19 protein-coding genes are annotated in these 19,497 nt (G+C 68.8%); 8 read left to right on the plus strand and 11 right to left on the minus strand.

The window, feature by feature from the left end:
* Together uvrA and PUW82_RS11845 are read right to left on the minus strand one after the other, a co-directional pair.
* Positions 1-2,886 (minus strand): excinuclease ABC subunit UvrA, encoded by a 2,886-nt coding sequence (gene uvrA, locus PUW82_RS11840; RefSeq protein WP_274222482.1) that lies wholly within the window; start codon positions 2,884-2,886, stop codon positions 1-3.
* A 90-nt stretch (positions 2,887-2,976) separates the two neighbouring features.
* Positions 2,977-3,414, minus strand: a complete 438-nt coding sequence (locus tag PUW82_RS11845; RefSeq protein WP_274222483.1) for a MarR family winged helix-turn-helix transcriptional regulator — start codon at positions 3,412-3,414, stop codon at positions 2,977-2,979.
* Positions 3,415-3,456: 42 nt separating this feature from the next.
* Here PUW82_RS11845 and PUW82_RS11850 point away from each other — a divergent pair, with 42 nt between their 5' ends.
* Positions 3,457-3,693 (plus strand): hypothetical protein, encoded by a 237-nt coding sequence (locus PUW82_RS11850; RefSeq protein WP_420792749.1) that lies wholly within the window; start codon positions 3,457-3,459, stop codon positions 3,691-3,693.
* Positions 3,694-3,769: 76 nt separating this feature from the next.
* On the opposite strand, the gene uvrB is transcribed toward PUW82_RS11850, so the two are convergent.
* Positions 3,770-5,851: an excinuclease ABC subunit UvrB gene (uvrB, locus tag PUW82_RS11855; protein ID WP_274222485.1), complete on the minus strand. Its 2,082-nt coding sequence runs from the start codon at positions 5,849-5,851 to the stop codon at positions 3,770-3,772.
* 68 nt (positions 5,852-5,919) lie between these two features.
* The gene (gene coaE, locus PUW82_RS11860) at positions 5,920-6,516 is read right to left on the minus strand and encodes a dephospho-CoA kinase (protein ID WP_274222486.1); all 597 of its coding nucleotides are present in this window, start codon (positions 6,514-6,516) and stop codon (positions 5,920-5,922) included.
* A 92-nt stretch (positions 6,517-6,608) separates the two neighbouring features.
* Between coaE and PUW82_RS11865 the strand changes: the two genes are divergently transcribed.
* The gene (locus tag PUW82_RS11865) at positions 6,609-7,337 is read left to right on the plus strand and encodes a response regulator transcription factor (RefSeq protein ID WP_274222487.1); all 729 of its coding nucleotides are present in this window, start codon (positions 6,609-6,611) and stop codon (positions 7,335-7,337) included.
* Between the two features lie 32 nt (positions 7,338-7,369).
* On the opposite strand, the gene PUW82_RS11870 is transcribed toward PUW82_RS11865, so the two are convergent.
* The 3 genes from PUW82_RS11870 to rpsA form a co-directional block, all read right to left on the minus strand.
* Positions 7,370-8,533: a hypothetical protein gene (locus PUW82_RS11870; RefSeq protein ID WP_274222488.1), complete on the minus strand. Its 1,164-nt coding sequence runs from the start codon at positions 8,531-8,533 to the stop codon at positions 7,370-7,372.
* Positions 8,530-10,206 carry an ATP-binding protein gene (locus PUW82_RS11875; protein WP_274222489.1) on the minus strand — a complete coding sequence of 559 codons (1,677 nt, stop codon included), beginning with the start codon at positions 10,204-10,206 and terminating at the stop codon, positions 8,530-8,532. The genes PUW82_RS11870 and PUW82_RS11875 overlap by 4 nt, the downstream gene beginning before the upstream one ends.
* Positions 10,207-10,329: 123 nt before the next feature.
* On the minus strand, positions 10,330-11,790 hold the full coding sequence (gene rpsA / locus PUW82_RS11880; RefSeq protein WP_274222490.1) for a 30S ribosomal protein S1: 1,461 nt from the start codon (positions 11,788-11,790) through the stop codon (positions 10,330-10,332).
* Between the two features lie 283 nt (positions 11,791-12,073).
* Here rpsA and PUW82_RS11885 point away from each other — a divergent pair, with 283 nt between their 5' ends.
* Complete coding sequence (locus PUW82_RS11885; protein WP_274222491.1) at positions 12,074-12,454, plus strand: hypothetical protein; 381 nt, start codon at positions 12,074-12,076, stop codon at positions 12,452-12,454.
* Here the strand turns inward: PUW82_RS11885 and PUW82_RS11890 are convergent.
* On the minus strand, positions 12,432-12,857 hold the full coding sequence (locus PUW82_RS11890; protein ID WP_274222492.1) for a YchJ family protein: 426 nt from the start codon (positions 12,855-12,857) through the stop codon (positions 12,432-12,434). The two genes, PUW82_RS11885 and PUW82_RS11890, sit on opposite strands and share 23 nt — an antisense overlap.
* A gap of 97 nt (positions 12,858-12,954) precedes the next feature.
* On the opposite strand from PUW82_RS11890, the gene PUW82_RS11895 reads away from it, so the two are divergent.
* The 3 genes from PUW82_RS11895 to PUW82_RS11905 all read left to right on the plus strand — a co-directional run bounded on the left by PUW82_RS11895 (position 12,955) and on the right by PUW82_RS11905 (position 15,194).
* The gene (locus PUW82_RS11895) at positions 12,955-13,500 is read left to right on the plus strand and encodes a hypothetical protein (protein ID WP_274222493.1); all 546 of its coding nucleotides are present in this window, start codon (positions 12,955-12,957) and stop codon (positions 13,498-13,500) included.
* Between the two features lie 134 nt (positions 13,501-13,634).
* Positions 13,635-14,243 (plus strand): hypothetical protein, encoded by a 609-nt coding sequence (locus PUW82_RS11900; protein ID WP_274222494.1) that lies wholly within the window; start codon positions 13,635-13,637, stop codon positions 14,241-14,243.
* A 33-nt stretch (positions 14,244-14,276) separates the two neighbouring features.
* Positions 14,277-15,194 (plus strand): 5'-3' exonuclease, encoded by a 918-nt coding sequence (locus tag PUW82_RS11905; protein ID WP_274222495.1) that lies wholly within the window; start codon positions 14,277-14,279, stop codon positions 15,192-15,194.
* A 16-nt stretch (positions 15,195-15,210) separates the two neighbouring features.
* Here PUW82_RS11905 and PUW82_RS11910 read toward each other — a convergent pair whose 3' ends face one another.
* The 3 genes from PUW82_RS11910 to trpD form a co-directional block, all read right to left on the minus strand.
* Positions 15,211-16,209 carry a PHP domain-containing protein gene (locus tag PUW82_RS11910; RefSeq protein ID WP_274222496.1) on the minus strand — a complete coding sequence of 333 codons (999 nt, stop codon included), beginning with the start codon at positions 16,207-16,209 and terminating at the stop codon, positions 15,211-15,213.
* A 52-nt stretch (positions 16,210-16,261) separates the two neighbouring features.
* A complete protein-coding gene (locus tag PUW82_RS11915) occupies positions 16,262-16,756 on the minus strand; it encodes an aromatic ring-opening dioxygenase LigA (protein ID WP_274222497.1) in 495 nt (164 codons plus the stop codon).
* A gap of 92 nt (positions 16,757-16,848) precedes the next feature.
* Positions 16,849-17,898, minus strand: coding sequence for an anthranilate phosphoribosyltransferase (gene trpD / locus PUW82_RS11920; protein ID WP_274222498.1), 1,050 nt, complete (start codon positions 17,896-17,898; stop codon positions 16,849-16,851).
* A gap of 121 nt (positions 17,899-18,019) precedes the next feature.
* Between trpD and ctaE the strand changes: the two genes are divergently transcribed.
* Positions 18,020-18,664, plus strand: a complete 645-nt coding sequence (ctaE, locus tag PUW82_RS11925) for an aa3-type cytochrome oxidase subunit III (protein ID WP_274222499.1) — start codon at positions 18,020-18,022, stop codon at positions 18,662-18,664.
* A gap of 17 nt (positions 18,665-18,681) precedes the next feature.
* On the plus strand, positions 18,682-19,485 hold the full coding sequence (gene qcrC / locus PUW82_RS11930) for a cytochrome bc1 complex diheme cytochrome c subunit (RefSeq protein WP_274222500.1): 804 nt from the start codon (positions 18,682-18,684) through the stop codon (positions 19,483-19,485).
* Positions 19,486-19,497 lie beyond the last annotated feature (12 nt).

A 19,497-nucleotide genomic window follows, 5' to 3' on the forward strand; every position in this document is an offset into this window, starting at 1 on the left:
TCAGCCCGCCTTGCGCGCCGCCGGTGCCCCCAGGATCTCCGCGAGGAACTGGCCCGTGTGGCTCTCCGCGACGCCCGCCACCTGCTCGGGGGTACCCGTCGCGACGATCGTTCCGCCGCCGGCACCGCCCTCGGGACCGAGATCGATGATCCAGTCGGATGCCTTGATGACGTCGAGGTTGTGCTCGATCGTGATGACGGTGTTGCCCTTGTCCACGAGGCCGTTCAGCACCTCGAGCAGCTTGCGGACGTCCTCGAAGTGCAGACCCGTGGTCGGTTCGTCGAGCACGTAGATGCTGCGGCCGTTCGAGCGGCGCTGCAGCTCGGTGGCGAGCTTGACGCGCTGCGCTTCTCCGCCCGACAGCGTCGTGGCGGACTGGCCGAGGCGGACGTAGCCCAGGCCGACCTCGACAAGGGTGCGGAGGTAGCGGTGGATCGCCTGAATGGGCTCGAAGAAGTCTGCGGCCTCCGAGATCGGCATCTCGAGCACCTCGGCGATGTTCTTGCCCTTGTAGTGCACCGCCAGGGTGTCGCGGTTGTAGCGCTTGCCGTGGCAGACCTCGCAATCGACGTACACGTCGGGCAGGAAGTTCATCTCGATCTTGATCGTGCCGTCGCCGGAGCACGCCTCGCAGCGGCCACCCTTGACGTTGAACGAGAACCGGCCGGGAAGGTAGCCGCGCACCTTCGCCTCGGGCGTTTCGCTGAACAGCGTGCGGATGCGGTCGAACACGCCGGTGTAGGTGGCGGGGTTCGAGCGCGGCGTGCGGCCGATCGGGGCCTGGTCGACGTGCACGACCTTGTCGAGGTTGTCGAGCCCGGTGACACGCGTGTGCTTGCCGGCCACACGTCGGGCTCCGTTGAGCCGGGTCGCGAGGACCTCGTAGAGGATGCCGTTGACGAGGGTCGACTTGCCGGAGCCGCTCACGCCGGTGACGGAGGTGAGCACACCGAGCGGGAATTCCGCCGTGACGTTCTTGAGGTTGTTCGCGCGGGCGCCCACGACCGACAGCATCCGCTTCTTGTCGATCTTGCGTCGCTTGCTCGGCGTCTCGAGTGAACGGCGCCCGGAGAGGTAGTCGCCCGTCATCGAGTTGGTGTCGGCGAGCAGCGCGTCGTAGGGACCGGAATGGACGACGTTGCCGCCCTCGACGCCGGCGCGCGGGCCGATGTCGACCACCCAGTCGGCGGCGGCGATCGTCTCTTCGTCGTGCTCGACCACGATCAGCGTGTTGCCGAGGCTCTTGAGCTTGACGAGGGTGTCGATCAAACGGCGGTTGTCGCGCTGGTGGAGGCCGATCGACGGCTCGTCGAGGACGTACAGGACGCCCGTCAAGCCGGAGCCGATCTGGGTGGCCAGCCGGATGCGCTGGGCCTCGCCGCCCGACAGCGAGCCGGCGGCGCGCCCGAGGCTGAGATAGTTCAGCCCGACCTCGATGAGGAAGTCCAGGCGCGCACGGATCTCGCGCAGCACCGCGGCGGCGATCTTAGCCTCGCGCTCGGTGAGCTCGAGCTGGTTGAAGTACGCCTGCGCGTCGGCGAGGCTGAGCCGCGCGACCTGCGCGATGGAGTGGTCGTGGACCCGCACCGCGAGCACCTCGGGCTTCAGGCGGTCTCCGTCGCACGCGGGGCACGGCACCTCACGGAGGTACTCCGCCCAGCGCTGGCGCTGCGTGTCGGTCTCGGCCTGCAGGTATTGCCGCTCGATGTAGGGGATGACGCCTTCGAAGCCCGACGCGTACCGCATCTCGCGGCCGTACCGGTTCTTCCACTTCACCGTCACCTTGTAGTTCTCGCCGCGCAGGACGGCATCCTGCACGTCGGCCGGCAGCTTGCGCCACGGCGTCTTGAGCGAGAACTTCAGGTCGGACGCGAGACCCTCGAGCAGTCGCTCGTAGTACTGGAACAGCCCCTTGCCCTGCGTGGTCCACGGGAGCAGCACCCCCTCGGCGATCGAGAGGTCCTCGTCGCCCAGCATCAGCTCGGCGTCGACCGACATGCGCGTACCCAGACCCGAGCAGGTGGGGCACGCACCGAAGGGCGCGTTGAACGAGAACGTCCGCGGCTCGATCTCGGTGAGCTGCAGCGCGTGACCGTTCGGGCACGCGAGCTTCTCGCTGAAGCTCTGCCACGCGTCGTCGCCCTCTTCGTCGACGAAGTTGATCTTGATGACACCGCCGGCGAGCGCGAGCGCGGTCTCGACCGAGTCGGTGACGCGGGTGAGCAGGTCGGGTCCGGCGACGAGACGGTCGACGACGACCGCGATGTCGTGCTTGTAGCTCTTCTTCAGCGTCGGCGGCTCGGCGAGCGAGATGACGTCGCCGTCCACGACGGCGCGCGCGTAGCCCTTCGCGCTGAGCTCCTTGAAGAGGTCGACGAACTCGCCCTTCTTCTGCGTGACGACCGGGGCGACGACCTGGTAGCGCGTGCGCTCGGGCAGCTCCATGAGCTGGTCGGCGATCTGCTGGACCGTCTGACGCTGGATCCGCTCCCCGCACTCGGGGCAGTGCGGCACGCCGATGCGCGCCCACAGCAGTCGCATGTAGTCGTGGATCTCCGTGATCGTCCCGACCGTCGAGCGCGGGTTGCGGTTCGTCGACTTCTGATCGATCGACACCGCCGGGCTGAGTCCCTCGATGAAGTCCACGTCCGGACGATCCACCTGTCCCAGGAACTGACGAGCGTAGGCACTGAGCGACTCGACGTAACGGCGCTGCCCCTCGGCGAAGATCGTGTCGAAGGCCAGGCTCGACTTGCCGGAGCCGGACAGGCCGGTGAAGACGACGAGGCTGTCGCGGGGGATGTCGAGATCCACGTCCTTCAGATTGTGGACGCGGGCACCGCGGACGCTGAGTTTGGAGGAGGAAGCGACGGGGACGATGGGCACCGCACAAGTCTAGGTGGGGCCTCCGACACGGGCTCCGTGGTTCGCCCTGGGCAGACCGTCGGGGACAGCTGGCGTCAGCGCTCGCGACCGTCAGCGCGCGCGACGGCCGGCGAAAGGTGCGAGCGCGTCGCGCAGGGCAGTGACCTCGTCGACGGTCATTCCGACGGCTGCCATGACACGCGCCGGGACCTCGAGGGCGCGCTCGCGCAGCCGGCGGCCGGTATCGGTCAGACCGATCTCGAGCACGCGCTCGTCGTCCGCTCGGCGCCCGCGCGTGACGAGGCCCTGCGCCTCGAGTCGCTTGACCAGCGGCGAGAGCGTCGCCGGCTCCATCGCGAGATCGGCGGCGAGCTCGCCGAGTGCCTGCGGCGAGCTCTCCCACAGCGCCAGCATGACGAGGTACTGGGGATGCGTCAGCCCCAGGGGTTCCAGGATCGGCCGGTAGATCCCGACCACGTTGCGCGCCGCAGTGACCAGCGCGAAGCACAGCTGGTTGTCGAGCGCGAGCAGATCGTCGGGAGAGTCCACGCACCGATCCTATACGGGCTAATCATTAGTACACTGATGACCATGACCGACCCCGAACGACGCCCTCCGCTGCGCACGCGCGTGCGGGAAGCCGGGGGCTGGTACGCCTATCTCAACGCGCGCCTCATCCGCGCCGCGGGTCCGGCGTCGGTCGGCCCCTACGACACCGACCCCGAGCCGATCCGCACGGGGCGCGCCTGTCCGCTCTGCGGTCACCCCATGTCGGAGCACGACGTCGACCGCTCGGGACCCAAGCCGCTCCTGCACTGCCCCCGCTGACCCGGCCGGGCTGACGGGCTCCCGGGCTCACCCGTTGCTGGGCTCACCCGTTCCGTCGACCCGACAGCCCGCGTTGTCACGCGTGTCCGGCACGCTCCATCGCCCGCAGTTCCTTCTTGAGGTCCTGGACCTCGTCGCGCAGGCGGCCGGCCAGCTCGAACTTCAGCTCGGCGGCGGCAGCCAGCATCTGCTGCGACAGGTCCTCGATCGTCGCCTCGAGCTGCTGTGCTCCCTCCGCCGCTATTCCCTCGCGTCGCAGCTGCGGCGTCGGGCTCTTCCCCTTGCCCGACTTGTTGCGTGCGCTGGCCTTGCCGTTGAGCATGTCGCGGGTGTCGGATGCCTCACGCGCGAGCGCGTCGGTGATGTCGGCGATCTTCTTCCGCAGGGGCTGCGGGTCGATCCCGTGCTCGGTGTTGTACGCGATCTGCTTCTCTCGCCGGCGCTCGGTCTCGTCGATCGCCGCACTCATCGAATCGGTGATCTTGTCGGCGTACATGTGCACCTGACCGGACACGTTTCGCGCGGCACGACCGATCGTCTGGATCAGCGACGTACCCGAGCGGAGGAAGCCCTCCTTGTCGGCGTCGAGGATCGCGACCAGCGAGACCTCGGGCAGGTCGAGTCCCTCGCGCAGCAGGTTGATGCCGACGAGGACGTCGTACACGCCCTGGCGCAGCTCGGTCAGCAGTTCGACGCGCCGCAGCGTGTCGACGTCGGAGTGGAGATACCGGACGCGCACGCCGTGCTCGCCGAGGAAGTCGGTCAGCTCCTCCGCCATCTTCTTGGTCAGCGTCGTCACCAACACGCGCTCGTCCCGTTCGACCCGCACGCGGATCTCCTCGAGCAGGTCGTCGATCTGCCCCTTGGAAGGCTTGATGATGATCTCGGGGTCGACCAGACCGGTCGGGCGGATGATCTGTTCGACCACTCCGTCGGCGATACCCATCTCGTACCGGCCTGGCGTGGCCGAGAGGTACACCGCCTGGCCGACGCGCTCCTTGAACTCGTCGAACCGCAGCGGTCGGTTGTCCATCGCGCTGGGAAGGCGGAAGCCGTGGTCGACGAGGGTCCGCTTGCGGGAGGCGTCGCCCTCGTACATCGCGCCGATCTGCGGCACGGTGACGTGCGACTCGTCGATGACGAGAAGGAAGTCGTCGGGGAAGAAGTCGAGCAGCGTGTGCGGCGGGTCACCGGGCATGCGGCCGTCGAGGTGCCGCGAGTAGTTCTCGATGCCGGAGCAGAACCCCAGCTGCTGGAGCATCTCGAGGTCGAAGGTGGTGCGCATGCGCAGGCGCTGTGCCTCGAGCAGCTTCCCCTGGCTCTCGAACTCCTTCAGCCGCTGCTCGAGCTCGTGCTCGATCGTGCCGATGGCGCGCTGGACCGTCTCGGTGCCGGCGACGTAGTGGGATGCGGGGAACACCGGCACGCTGTCGAGCTTCTGCACGATGTCGCCGGTGAGCGGGTGCAGCATGTACAGCGCCTCGATCTCGTCGCCGAACAGCTCGATGCGGATCGCGTACTCCTCGTACACGGGGATGATCTCGATCGTGTCGCCGCGAACGCGGAAGTTGCCGCGCGAGAAGTCGACGTCGTTGCGGTTGTACTGCATCGCGATGAACTTGCGGATGAGGGCGTCGCGGTCGTAGCGCTCCCCCACCTGCAGGGCCACCATCGCGCGCAGGTACTCCTCGGGCGCACCGAGGCCGTAGATGCACGAGACCGTGCTGACCACGACGACGTCGCGTCGGCTCAGCAGCGAGTTGGTCGTCGAGTGGCGCAGACGCTCGACCTCGGCGTTGATCGACGAGTCCTTCTCGATGAAGGTGTCGGTCTGCGGGACGTACGCTTCGGGCTGGTAGTAGTCGTAGTAGCTGACGAAGTACTCGACCGCGTTGTTCGGCATCAGGTCGCGGAACTCGTTGGCCAGCTGGGCCGCGAGGGTCTTGTTGTGGGCCATGACGAGCGTCGGGCGCTGCACCTGCTCGATGAGCCACGCCGTCGTCGCGGACTTTCCCGTACCCGTCGCGCCGAGCAGGACGACATCCGTTTCACCCGCGTTGATGCGTGCTGCCAGGTCGGCGATGGCTTGGGGCTGGTCACCGCTGGGAACGTATTCGCTGACGACCTCGAAGGGCCGAACGGAGCGCGTCGTCTGCATGTCTCCAGCGTAGGCGGGGCCACCGACACGGCGGCCCGGCTTCGCTCAGAGCGTGCAGCGCCCCCGCGTCAGCCGTCGAGCCGCTGCCACAGGGCATCGACCTGCGAGCGGGTGTCGTCCAGCGAGCCGGAGGTGTCGACGACGATGTCGGCGATCGCGAGCCGCTGCTCGTCCGGCACCTGAGCGGCGATGCGATCCGCCGCTTGCGCCGCCGTCATGCCGCGGAGCTGCTGTAGCCGCTCCGCCCGCACCGCGGCAGGAGCATGGGCCACCACGATGAGATTCCAGGGGTCGTCGACACGGGCTTCGACGAGCAGCGGCACGTCGTAGACCACCACCGCGTCCTCCCGCGCCGCGAGCGCCGCGTCGAAGCGTCGCTGCGACTCCGCCCGCACCGCCGGATGAACGATGCCGTTCAGTCGCTCGCGTGCGGCGGCATCCGAGAACACCACGGCCGCGAGCGCCGCGCGGTCGAGCTCTCCCGACGACGCGACGACCTGCGGGCCGAACTCCGCGGCGATGCGCTCGAGCACCTCCGACCCCGGTCGCTGCACGTCGCGCACGATCGCGTCCGCGTCGACGACGACAGCCCCGTGCTCCTCGAGCCGCCGGGCGATGGTGGACTTCCCCGACGCGATCCCGCCGGTCAGTGCGATCAAGGGCATACCCCGAGGATGCCACGCGCGTCCGCCCCGCCGCGATCCCGCGCTGTGGATACGATGAGACGAACGAAAGACCTGCGGAAGGTGGGATCACCGTGGAGCGCACCGCCGTCGTCGTCGAAGACCAGGCCGATATCCGGAGTCTGCTGACGGCGATCCTGGAGTCGAGCGGCTACGCCGTGCACGGCGCCGAGAACGGTCTCGACGCTGTCGAGCTCATCCGCGCAGTATCGCCGGACGTCACGACCCTCGACGTCAACATCCCCGGCATCGACGGGTTCGAGGTGGCTCGTCGCGTCCGCGAGTTCAGCGACACCTACATCATCTTCATCTCGGCGTTCGTCGAAACCGGCGATGCCGAGCGCGGTCGGGCCGCCGGCGGGGACGAGTACCTCGGCAAGCCGTTCCGACCGCGAGACCTCAAAGCCCGGTTGGCCGCCATCCCGTCGCACCGCCGACGCGAAGGATCCCCCGTGGTCACCGACCCGTTGACCGCGACCGCGCCCGCTGCGCCGGCGCGCGTGAGTTTCGCCGATCTCGCCGTTGAACACGGCGTGCTGCGCGTCGCCGACCTCGAGATCGGCGTCGCCCCCGTCGAGGCGTCGGTGTTGCATCAGCTCGTGACCGCCAACGGACGCGCCCGCACCAAGGAGGAGATCGCGCTCGCCCTGCGCGCGCGCTCCCGCGGGGACGCGGCCGATGCCGACGAGGTCCGCGCCGTCGAGCGCGCCGTCGAGGGTCTTCGTCGCGCCGTCAGCGCCGCCGGATCGACGACGCAGATCGCGTCGGATCAGGGCACCGGCTACCGCCTCGTCGCGGGCTGAGTCCACGCGCGGGTCCGCTCCGCGACTCGGGCTCAGACCGATTCGGCCAGGAGGACCGCCGACGCGACGCCCGACGACGCGCGGACGGCCGCGGACGAGGCGAGATCGACGAGCCGGTCGGGGTCGTAACCGCCGACGTCGCTCAGCGCGACACCGATGCCGATCGCTGGGAGCACGCCTCCCTCGACGGAGGCGAGCGACTGGAACAGCGAGCGGTACAGCGTCATGGCCTGGCGGCGAGCGTCGAGCGCGGATGCCACCACGGTGATGACGCCGATCCGTTCCGTCCCGGTCTCACCGATCACGGCGAGTGTCGGGGCGTTCTCGGTCATCGTCGAGCGCCACGTGCGCACGACCTCGTCGCGCACGTCGAGTCCGAACGCGGTCGAGATGTACTCGAGCCCCTCCAGCTCGATCACCGACACCGCCAGCAGCTCTCGGCGCGCTTCGGCCCGTCGCGCATTGTTCGTGAGGGCAGCGGCGAAAGCGGCCTCGGGCAGGATGCCGCCGACGGCGCCGACTCCCTCTTCGGAGCGGCCGCTGCCGCGGAGCCCGACGCGGCTCGCCCGGAGGATCGAAGCCGTGACGACGGCGGTGATCGAGAGGACCACGGTGAGGATGCTGGTGGCGACCGTGCCCACCCACGTGTGGAACGTCTCGCCGTAGCCCTGGATGGCGACGATGACGACACGTGCGGCATAGAACAGTGATTCGAGGGCGAAGACGATCCCCAGCGGCAGCGCCGTGCGCGAGGCGCCCAGCGCGCCGCGGAAGCACTCGACGGCCGCAGCCGCGGCGAAGACGCTCAGCCCGATGAACATGACGAAGGCGCCGGACCAGTCGTCACCGCCCGCCCCGAACTCCACACCCGCGGCGGCTGCGGTCGCCGCGCCGCCGGCGGCGATCACGACACCGGGCAGCAGCACCGGACGGCGGTTGTAGCCGCGGCATCCGAGCCACATCATTCCCGTGCCCACCACGGCGGACGTGTTGCCGCCGATGACCGCCCACGCGGTGTCGGGCTCGGCTGCCCACACGAGGTAGAACATCGTGGTCAGAACCGCGCCCAGGAATCCCGCCGCCCAGAACCGACCGCTCTGATCGGGCCGCCGCAGGAGGGTGTCGAAGACGAACAGCACCGCGCACACGAGCACGACGACGGCCGTGACGAGCGACACGGAGAACTGGTCGATCATGCGCCCGCTCCACCCGGTCGGCGTGTGGGCAGCGTCACCGTGAAGGTGGAACCGACACCCAGGACGCTGCTGACGGTGATGTCGCCGCCGTGACGGCGCACGATGTCACGGCTGATGGCGAGCCCGAGCCCGTTACCCGTGACCGCCGAATCGCGGACCGCGACGCCGCGGTAGTAACGCTGGAACACCGAACCGAGATCCTCCTCGTTGAGCCCGACGCCGGAATCCTGGACCGCGATGATGGACCACTGATCGCCCACGGATGTCGCCACCGAAACCCGACCGCCCGGCCGGTTGTACTTGACGGCATTCGAGAGCAGGTTGTCGAGAACCTGCCGGATCCGCACCGGGTCGGCGTAGGCGCGGGCGGGCTCGACGCGCGAGACGTCGATGGCGATGCCGCGCTCGCTGGCGCTCACCAGGATCGACTCGACGGCGGCGTTGACATGCTCGACGAGGTCGACGTCTTCCGGCACAACGGTGACTTGGGCGGCCGACCGGCTCTGGCTCGAGGCGGCGAGCACGTCCCCGACGAGCCGCAGCAGCTGATCGGCGTTTCGGTCGGCCACGCGCAGGTTCTCGAGCGCGGCCTCGGGCACTCCCGGCGTGTCCATTGCGAGCTCGAGGTAGCCGAGGATCGAGGTCAGCGGCGTGCGCAGTTCGTGCGACACGGACGACACGAGGGCGTCGCGCTCGCGAGACGCGTCCGTCTCGGCGGTGACGTCGCGCGTGACGACGACGGCGCCCGAGTCGCGCCCGTCGGGCTCGATGACCCGTCGCGACGAGACGCTGAGCACCCGCCGCGTCTCTCCGGTGCCGACCTGGATGCGCGCATCCGTGAACGCCTCGCCGCGGCGCACCCGCGCCATCGGGTGCTCCTCCGGGTCGATCGCCGCCGCGCCATCGGCCGTGAACACCTCGGGCGCCGCACTCGAGCGCGACCCACGCTGCAGGCGTGCGTGGGCATCGTTGATGATCGATGCCGACCCGTCGGTCTCGATGCGCGCGACGCCGAAGTCGACACGGTCGAGGGCCTCCGTCAGCACCTGTTCATGGCGTCGGGCGCGTTCGAGCGACTGCGTGAGCACGGCCGCCTGCCGGTCGAGCAGCAGCCGCTGGGCGCTTGCTCGCCGGCTGCTGAGATACGTCGACGTGCTCACCGCGATCAGCAGCAACGGCAGCAGCACGAAACCGAACGACGACGGTGCCGCGCGCGTGATCAGTTCGACGGTGGCGTACGCGGCGAGCGAGAGGACGATGCCGCCGATCCAGCCGGCGGTGCCGAATCCGCTCGCCAACCAGATGACCGGGAACACCCACAGGAGACCGAACCCCCCGGTGGGCTCCGCGGTGCGCATGAGGCCGATGGCGATGATGTCGCCGATCGGGATCGCCGCGACCCAGAGGGGCGGGATGCTCGCCCACGGCACGACGATGGCGACGCCGGTCAGCACGAAGACGCCGGCGACCGCGAGGAAGAACAGGCCGGAGTCGCCCTGCAGGCCGACCGCGAGACCGACGAGCGCCACGATGAGCACGACGCTCGTGATGACGATCTGGTTCAGCATCGCCGATCGCGCCCGATCACCGTCGCTCAGAACGGCGTCGATCCAGCGGGGCGAATTCGGAAGGACATAGGTCGCTCGCGTGCGCTCGGGCGCTTCGATGTCCATGGTCCGAAACTATCGCGTCTGCGGCCTCGGCGTGCGCGTCCCCGCATGCGAGCCGCCCGGTGCCCGGAAACGGCGGAAGGGCCGGAGCACCAGGCTCCGACCCTTCCGTCGATCAGATTCGACTCAGCGACCCGACAGCTTCTCGCGCAGAGCGGCGAGAGCCTCGTCGTCGGCCAGCGTGCCGCCGCCGCCGGTGCTCGCGGACTGAACGTCCGACGAGAACGACGAGCCGTTGTCGGCCGGAGCAGCAGCCTCGGCCTCGAGGGCCTTGGCGACAGCAGCCTTGTGCGCCTCCCAGCGACCCTGGGCAGCGGCGTACTCGGCCTCCCAGGCCAGACGCTGCTCGTCGAAGCCTTCCTTCCACTGGTTGGTCTCCGGGTCGAAGCCCTCGGGGTACTTGTACTCCCCGTTCTCGTCGTACTCGGTGACCATGCCGTAGAGGGCGGGGTCGAACTCGGTGCCGAAGGGGTCGACCGACTCGTTCGCCTGCTTGAGCGAGAGCGAGATGCGGCGACGCTCGAGGTCGATGTCGATGATCTTGACGAAGACCTCTTCGCCGACCGACACGACCTGCTCAGCGAGCTCGACGTGCTTGCCCGACAGCTCCGAGATGTGCACGAGGCCCTCGATGCCGTCCGCGACGCGGACGAACGCGCCGAACGGGACGAGCTTGGTGACCTTGCCCGGTGCGACCTGGCCGATCGCGTGGGTACGGGCGAAGACCTGCCACGGGTCCTCCTGCGTCGCCTTCAGCGAGAGCGAGACGCGCTCGCGGTCCAGGTCGACCTCGAGGATCTCGACGGTGACCTCCTGGCCGACCTCGACGACCTCGGACGCGTGCTCGATGTGCTTCCACGAGAGCTCCGAGACGTGAACGAGACCGTCCACGCCACCGAGGTCGACGAACGCACCGAAGTTGACGATCGACGAGACGACGCCCTTGCGAACCTGACCCTTGTGCAGGTTGTTGAGGAACGTGGTGCGCGACTCGGACTGCGTCTGCTCGAGCAGGGCGCGGCGCGAGAGCACGACGTTGTTGCGGTTCTTGTCGAGCTCGAGGATCTTGGCCTCGATCTCCTGGCCGAGGTACGGCGTGAGGTCGCGGACACGACGGAGCTCGATGAGCGACGCGGGGAGGAAGCCACGGAGGCCGATGTCGACGATGAGGCCACCCTTGACGACCTCGATCACGGAACCGGTGACAACACCGTCGTTCTCCTTGATCTTCTCGACATCACCCCAGGCGCGCTCGTACTGCGCACGCTTCTTGGAGAGGATGAGGCGGCCTTCCTTGTCCTCCTTCTGGAGAACGAGGGCTTCGACCTCGTCGCCGACCTTGACGACCTCGTTGGGGTCGACGTCGTGCTTGATGGAAAGCTCGCGCGAGGGGATGACACCCTCGGTCTTGTAACCGACGTCGAGGAGGACCTCGTCGCGGTCGATCTTCACCACGGTGCCTTCGATGAGGTCGCCGTCGTTGAAGAACTTCAGAGTCTTCTCGACCGCGGCCAGGAAGTCCTCAGCAGATCCGATGTCGTTGATAGCGACCTGCTTGGTGGCCGGGGCGGTCGTTGCGTTAGTCATGTAGTGGGTTGTCCTTGTTGGGTCAGGGTGTCGGGCCAGGAACGAGATCGCCGCCAACACATGGCGGCCCGGTCCAGGCGAGTGGTTGTGGATGATGCGTCCGACGCATGGCGATGAAGCCACACGAGTGACGATCCAGGGTATCAGAGCGCACCCGCGAGATTCCAGTCATCCAGCGGCCGAATGACGCCGCGTTTCCTCCACAACAACCGCGATCCCTCGCTTCTTCCCCAGGCATGCGGAATCAGCTCCGATCGCCTCGTCGCGCTCACACGATCGAAGCATGGATAGCGAATCCCGATCGAACGTCCCCGCCGCGCAACCGGAAGGATGGCGCATCGCCGCCGTCGCGGCATCCGTCTCGGGATTCGGCTGCCTTCTCCTCCTGGTGCCGAGCGTGGTGGCCGTGTTCGACGCAGCGCAGGGTCTCGGTGCCGGCGGGGTGTTCGCGCTTCCGGTCATCCCGCTCGCGCCGCTCGGGGCAGCGGCGGCGCTCGTCGCCGGAGCGGTCGGCGTGGGCCGCCGAGACGTCGTCGTCATGGCGTTCGCCGGCGCCGGGCTGGTGTCGTCGGCGCTGGCGATGACGGTTGTCGCCGTCCTCGGCGGGTACGGCGTCCTCGCCTACCTGTGGGACGCGGTCGTCACAGCGGCTTCTCGTCCGTGACCCCGTCCACGTACACCCAGCGAGCGCGTCGCCGTTCGAAGCGACTCACCTCGTGCAGTTCTCCCGCGGTGTCACCCGCGCGCCACCGCGCCCGGAACTCCACGACTCCCGCGTTGTCGTCGGTGCCGCCGCGCGCCCGTTCGATCGTCAATCCGACCCACCGCGTCGCGGGATCGAGGTCCACGCTGCGAGGTCTCGTCTCCGGATGCCACGTCCGCATCAGATACGGCTCGTCCCGCAGCGCGAAGGCGGTGTACCGCGAGCGCATGAGCTGCTCCGCCGTCTCCGCAGCCACGCCGTCGAGCAGCGGGCCGCAGCATGCCGAGAACCGCGCGCCGCTCCCGCACGGACAGGATGCCGCGCCGTTGGGCCGGCGCGTGCCCGTCGCCTCACCGAACGACATGACTCTTCCCCGCATCCGAATGTCGCATCCGGCCAGCCTAGGAGTGCACCTGTGGACAACTCGAACGCATTCTCCGGATGCTGGCTACCGTCGTGCCATGCTCGTCCGCCATCGCCTCGCTGCGCTGCTCCTCGCTTCGGTTCTCCTGACGGCCGGGTGCAGCGATCCCGCCCCCGCCGCATCGCCCACCGCACCCGCGAAGACCGCCGCGCCGACCGAGACCGCGAGCGACGAAGCCGTGTTCCGTGAAGCGGAAGCCGCCTACCGCGCCTACGTCGACGCGCTCAACGCCGTCGACCTGGCCGACCCCGCGACGTTCGAGCCGGTCTTCGCGCTGACCACCGGGGAGCTCAGGTCGAGCGAAGAAGCGAGCCTCATGAGCTATCACTTGCAGAATGCGAGGCGCACCGGCAAGGCCGAGGTCATCGACGTCATCCCGGATCAAACGGACAACGTGGTAGCGACGGTCTTCGTGTGCATGGACCTCTCGGGCGTGCTGGTCACGGCTGCGGATGGCTCCAGCATGGTCGATGCGACGCGCTCCGATAGGCAGCAATTCAGCGTGCGATTGGCGCGCGCCGAAGCTGACGATCAGCTGAAGGTCGCTGCAATGGCCGCGTACAGCCACGGCCCCGCGTGCTGACCCTCGCCGCGGTTGTGCTCGCCGGAGCCACCGCCGTATCCGCAGCTCCGCCTCCTGAGGAGGAAGCCACCCTGTCCACAGCTTGGCGAACCGAAATCGTTGACGGCGAGCGCCTCGATCTTTACGGCTCTCGATTGGAGGCTGGGCCCGGTTCGGGCGCCGGAAGTGCGGTCGCATCCCGCGAACCGGTCGCGCCGTCGCCCGAGCCCCGTGACTGCGGACCGCTCAACCGATGCGAGGACTTCACCGTTTCGCTGCTGCCGCAGGCGAGGATCGCCGATGTCGCGTCGTTCGCGCCCGCGCCGACGAGTATTGTCAGCGAACCGGCCGGGTTGGGTGTGGTGGGCCTCCCGACGAACTTCGTGGTGCGCGCGGCCGAACACACCGCGACAGGCACCCTGTTCGACCTCCCGGTCACGGTGCGCTTCACCCCGCAAGAGGTCACCATCGCGCCGGGTGACGGTTCGACCATCTCCAGCGGACTCGGCGGACGCAGCTGGGGTGATCTCGGCGCGCCGCAGTTCACCCCCACCGATACGAGCCACTCGTACACCGAACGCGGCACCTACAGCGCCTCGGCCGTCATCCACTACCGAGCCGAGGTCGACTTCGGCCGGGGGTGGCGGCCCGTGCCGGGCACCCTCGACATCGCGACCGGTCCGCACCTCGTCCGAGTCCTCGAAGCCCGCAGCACCCTCGTCGAGCGGACGTGCAACGAGGGCCCGCGAGGACCAGGTTGCTGACGCGTCGGCATCCGACCGTGCCAGGATGATGCGATGAGCGACCGCCTCATGCTGCTCGACAGCGCATCTCTCTACTTCCGCGCGTTCTTCGGCGTCCCCGACACCGTCAAGGCCCCGGACGGCCGGCCGGTGAACGCGGTGCGGGGTTTCCTCGACATGATCGCGAAACTCGTCACGACGTACGAGCCGACCGAGCTCGTCGCCTGCTGGGACGACGACTGGCGGCCCCAGTGGCGGGTCGACCTGATCCCCACGTACAAGACGCACCGGGTCGCCGAGCCCGTCGTCGCAGGCCCCGACGTCGAGGTCGTCCCCGACCCGCTCGAGACGCAGGTGCCGGTCATCCGCGAGGCGCTCGAGACCCTCGGCATCCCGATCATCGGCGCTGCGGAGCACGAAGCGGACGACGTCATCGGCAGCCTCGCGACGCAGTCGGCCATGCCGGTCGACGTCGTCACCGGCGACCGCGACCTCTTCCAGCTGGTCGACGACGCCCGCGGCATCCGCGTCATCTACACCGGTCGCGGCATGAGCAACCTCGATGTCCTCACCGACGACGCGATCATCGCGAAGTACAACGTGCGCCCGAACCAGTACGCCGACTTCGCGACGATGCGCGGCGACGCATCCGACGGCTTGCCGGGCGTCGCGGGAGTCGGCGACAAGACGGCCGCCACCCTCCTCGCCGCCCACGGCGACCTCGACGGCATCCTGGCCGCGGCCGAACGCGGAGACGGCATGACGGCCGGCGTGCGGGCGAAGATCACCGCCGCCTCCGACTACCTCGCCGTGGCCCCACGCGTGGTGCGGGTCGTGCGCGACCTCGACCTGGGATCCGTCGATGCGCGCATCCGCGCCACCGAACAGAATGCCGTCGACGATCTGGCCGCTCGCTGGGGACTCGGCACCGCGGCGACGCGGGCGGCGAAAGCGCTGCGCGCTCGCACCTGACGGCGACCCGCCGCGATCAGCCCCGGTCGCGCCCCGTCCACTCGCGCAATCGTTCCAGAGGCCAGGTCGTCACGATCCGGTCGGTGGGAACACCGAGCCGCTCGGCCCGCTCCGCCCCGTAGTCGATGAGCGACAGTTGGCCGGGGGCGTGCGCATCCGAGTCGATGCTGAACAGGCAGCCGGCCTCCAACGCCTGCGCGATCAATTCGTCGGGAGGATCCTGACGCTCCGGCCGGGAGTTGATCTCCACCGCCACCCCCGCCGCCGCGCACGCCGCGAAGACGGGGGCGGGGTCGAACTCGGACGGCGGTCGGGTCCCCCGGCTGCCCTCGACCAATCGGCCCGTCACGTGCCCGAGGACATCGACACGCGGATCGGATGCCGCCGCCACGAGACGCCGCGTCATGGCCGGCTTCGGCATCCGCAGCTTCGAGTGCGCCGACGCGACGACCACGTCGAGCCGCCGCAGCAGCTCGTCCTCCTGATCGAGTGATCCGTCGTCGAGGATGTCGACCTCGATGCCGCTGAGCAAGGTGAAACCGTCACCGCTCATCGCCGCGACGACCTCGAGCTGTTCGCGCAAGCGCTCGGGCGAGAGGCCGCGCGCCACGCGCAGCCGCGGCGAGTGGTCGGTCAGGGCGAGGTACTCGTGACCCAACGCCCGGGCCGCGGCGACCATCTCGTCGATCGGGGTGAGCCCGTCCGACCACTCCGAGTGGCTGTGCAGATCGCCGCGCAGCCGTTTGCGCAGGTCGCCCGCCGGCACGACGCCACGACGCTCGCGCAGGTCGGCGAGATAGTCGGGCACCCGGCCAGCTCGCGCTTCGACGACGACGGCGAGTGTCCGGTCGCCGATGCCCGGACGTCGTCGCAGTGACGCGGTGTCATCGAGTTGCGCGTCGGTCAGCTCGCGGATGGCCTCGGCCGCGGCTCGGAAAGCTTTCGACTTGTAGCGCGATGACCGCTCACGCTCGAGGAGCTCCGCGATCTCGGTCAGGGCATCGATGGGTTTCATGCGCACACACGCCGGAAGCCCGTGCCGAAGCACGGGCCCCGTCCTCTCCGATCTAGCCGGAGGTGACCGCCGTACGGCGGACGACCACCGGAGCCGAGGCCAGGCGATGGGTCGCGAAGCCGAAGATGATCGACAGGATACCCACCCCCATCGCGAAGGCGGCCACGCCGAACGAGACGACCGAGGTGAACAGCGACGCCCGGAGGAACGACGCGTTCATCATCGTCGCGCGCATCGGGTCGTCCTGACCGAGCTCCGCGTAGGTCTTGCCGCCGGAGGCCTCCAGGGCATGGTGCTGGATGATGTCGGCCTGGACGTACGCGGTGAGCGGGCCCGCGACCGTCTGCCCCTGGAACGCCGCCGCATCGTCGGGCACGGTGATGTTCTCGGCGCGGAGCTGCGACGACACGAGCGACCACACGACGATGCCGCCGATGATCAGCACGACTCCCCCAAGCATGCCCAGGATGCCGAGGATCTTGACCAGGCCGGTGCGGCGGACGGGAGCCTCCACCGTGTCGGCGGTGGGGCTGGGGGTAGTGGACATCGGTTCCTCCTCGGGTGCGTTGCGCCTCACGCTATGCCTCCCGAGACAACGCCCGTCGGGCGGACGCCGTGAATAATCGATGTGGTCTGACCTCATCCTCGGGTGGCGCGCACCCACCGTTCCAACGTGCCCGCTGCGGCCCCGGAATCAACCGCCTCGGCCGCCGTCGCCATCGCCTCGGCAAGACGCTCCAGAATGGGGCGCTGCACCTGCGCGGCATCCCGCCACAGGCGATAGGACACAATGCCGGCTGCGGCGTTGAGCAGCACGATGTCACGCACGGGGCCGGAGTCTCCCTCCAGCACGCGACGAACCACCTGCGCGTTGTGATCCGGGTCGCCGCCGAGCAGGTCCTCGATGCGCGCGAGCGGCAGACCCAGGTCGCGCGGATCGAGGTCGTGCTCGTGGGTGTCGCCTCGGCTCACTTCCCAGATGCGGCTGTGGCCGGTCGTCGTCAGCTCGTCGAGCCCGTCGTCGCCACGGAACACCAGCGCGGTCGCGCCGCGAGTCCGGAAGACGCCCGTGATGAGGGGCACGCGGTCGAGGTGCGCGACGCCGACGGCGTTCGCCTCGGCCCGGGCCGGGTTGCAGAGGGGGCCGAGGAAGTTGAACACGGTGGGGATGCCGAGCTCGGATCGGCTCGCGCCCGCGTGGCGGAATCCGGGGTGGAACGCCGAGGCGAAAGCGAACGTGATGCCCGCCTCGTCGAGCACCCGCGCCACATCGGCCGGTTCGAGGGACAGGTCGATGCCGAGGGCACCGAGCACGTCCGACGAGCCGGACTTCGAACTCGCCGCCTTGTTCCCGTGCTTGACCACGGGGATGCCGCTGGCAGCAGCGACGATCGACGCCATCGTCGAGACGTTGACCGTGCCGAATCTGTCGCCGCCCGTGCCCACGATGTCGAGCGCGTCGGTGGGAACCGGCAGCGGCAGCGCAGCCTCGAGAATCGCGTCGCGGAACCCGACGATCTCATCGACCGTCTCGCCCTTGGCTCGGAGCGCGACGAGGAACCCGGCCAACTGCGCGTCGGTCGCCCGGCCCGCCATCACCTCGCGCATCGCCCATGTGGCATCCGACACGCTGAGATCGCGTCCTTCCAGGAGGTCCGTCAGGATGTCGCGCCACGCGTGCTGAGCCATGGCACACGATCCTATCGGCCGGTTCTGAGGCGCTTTTCGGCGGACTCTTAGGTTGCCCTAACCCTCGCCGCGTCCGGATCGACCTTCAGCGATGCAGAAACCACCCCCAGAATCGGCCATAATGGATGCCGTGACGACCACTCCAGCGACGTATTCCCAGGCCCTGCGCTCGGTCAAGCGGCCGGACCCGGTCGCTGTCGGCACCATCGTGTGGCTCGGCAGCGAGGTGATGTTCTTCGCGGGCCTCTTCGCGATCTACTTCACTCTGCGCAACACCTCCCCCGAGCTGTGGGCCGACCGTACGGAACTGCTGAACATTCCGTTCGCCTTCGTCAACACCCTCGTCCTGGTGCTGTCGTCGGTGACGGCGCAGATCGGTGTCCACAACGCCGAGCACTTCCGCCCCTACCGTTCGGGTTCGATTTGGAACCTGCGCAAGTGGGGCATGGTCGAGTGGTTCTTCCTCACCTTCGTGATGGGCGCGATCTTCGTCTCGGGCCAGGTGTGGGAGTACGCGACCCTCATCGCTGAGGGCATGCCTATCCAGGCGGACGCGTACGCCTCGGCGTTCTACATCACCACGGGCTTCCACGCGCTGCACGTCACCGGCGGTCTGGTGGCATTCCTCCTCGTCATCGGGCGCGCCTTCGCCGTCAAGAACTTCGGCCGGAAAGAGATGACCTCCGCGATCGTCGTGTCGTACTACTGGCACTTCGTCGACGTGGTGTGGCTCGTCCTGTTCGCCGTCATCTACTTCCTGAAGTAACCGGAGCTGAATCACTCATGGCATCCAAGAACCCGCGCCGTAACGGAGGCCGCCGCAGCAAGTGGGCGGCCGCCGCACTGATCGGCATCGGCCTGCTCGTCACCGGCGGCGGTTACGCCGGCGCCTCCGCCGCGATGGCCGCGGGCGACAACACGACGCAGACCGCCTCCACGCTCACCGTGGAAGACGGCAAGAAGCTCTTCCAGGCGAACTGCGCGACCTGCCACGGACTCAACCTCGAGGGCACGAACGACGGACCGTCGCTGTACGGCGTCGGCGAGCTGTCGGTCGAGTTCCAGGTGGCGACGGGCCGTATGCCGCTGCAGATGCAGGGCCCCCAGGCTCCGCAGAAGCCGGTTCAGTTCACGCAGGAGCAGATCGAGGCCATCGCGGCCTGGGTCCAGTCCGAGGCCCCCGGCCCGACCTACCCCGAGTCCGAGGTCCTCGACGGCGAGGGCGACGTGTCGCACGGCGCCGAGCTCTTCCGCATCAACTGCGCGATGTGCCACAACGTCGCCGGTGCAGGTGGCGCGCTCACGGAGGGCAAGTACGCTCCCCCGCTCACGACCACGTCGCCGCTGCACATGTACGCAGCCATGGTCACCGGGCCGCAGAACATGCCCGTCTTCAACGACATGACCCTCACCACCGAGGAGAAGCGCGACATCATCAGCTACCTGATGATCCGCCCGACCGAGAACTCGCCCGGCGGCTTCTCGCTCGGTTCCCTCGGCCCCGTCTCGGAGGGTCTGTTCATCTGGATCTTCGGCATCGGCGCCCTCGTCGCGATCTCGGTGTGGATCACCGCGAAATCGAACTGAGAACCGTGACGA

Origin of the sequence: Microbacterium thalli (genome assembly GCF_028737325.1) — a bacterium.
Classification (GTDB): Bacteria; Actinomycetota; Actinomycetes; order Actinomycetales; family Microbacteriaceae; genus Microbacterium; species Microbacterium thalli.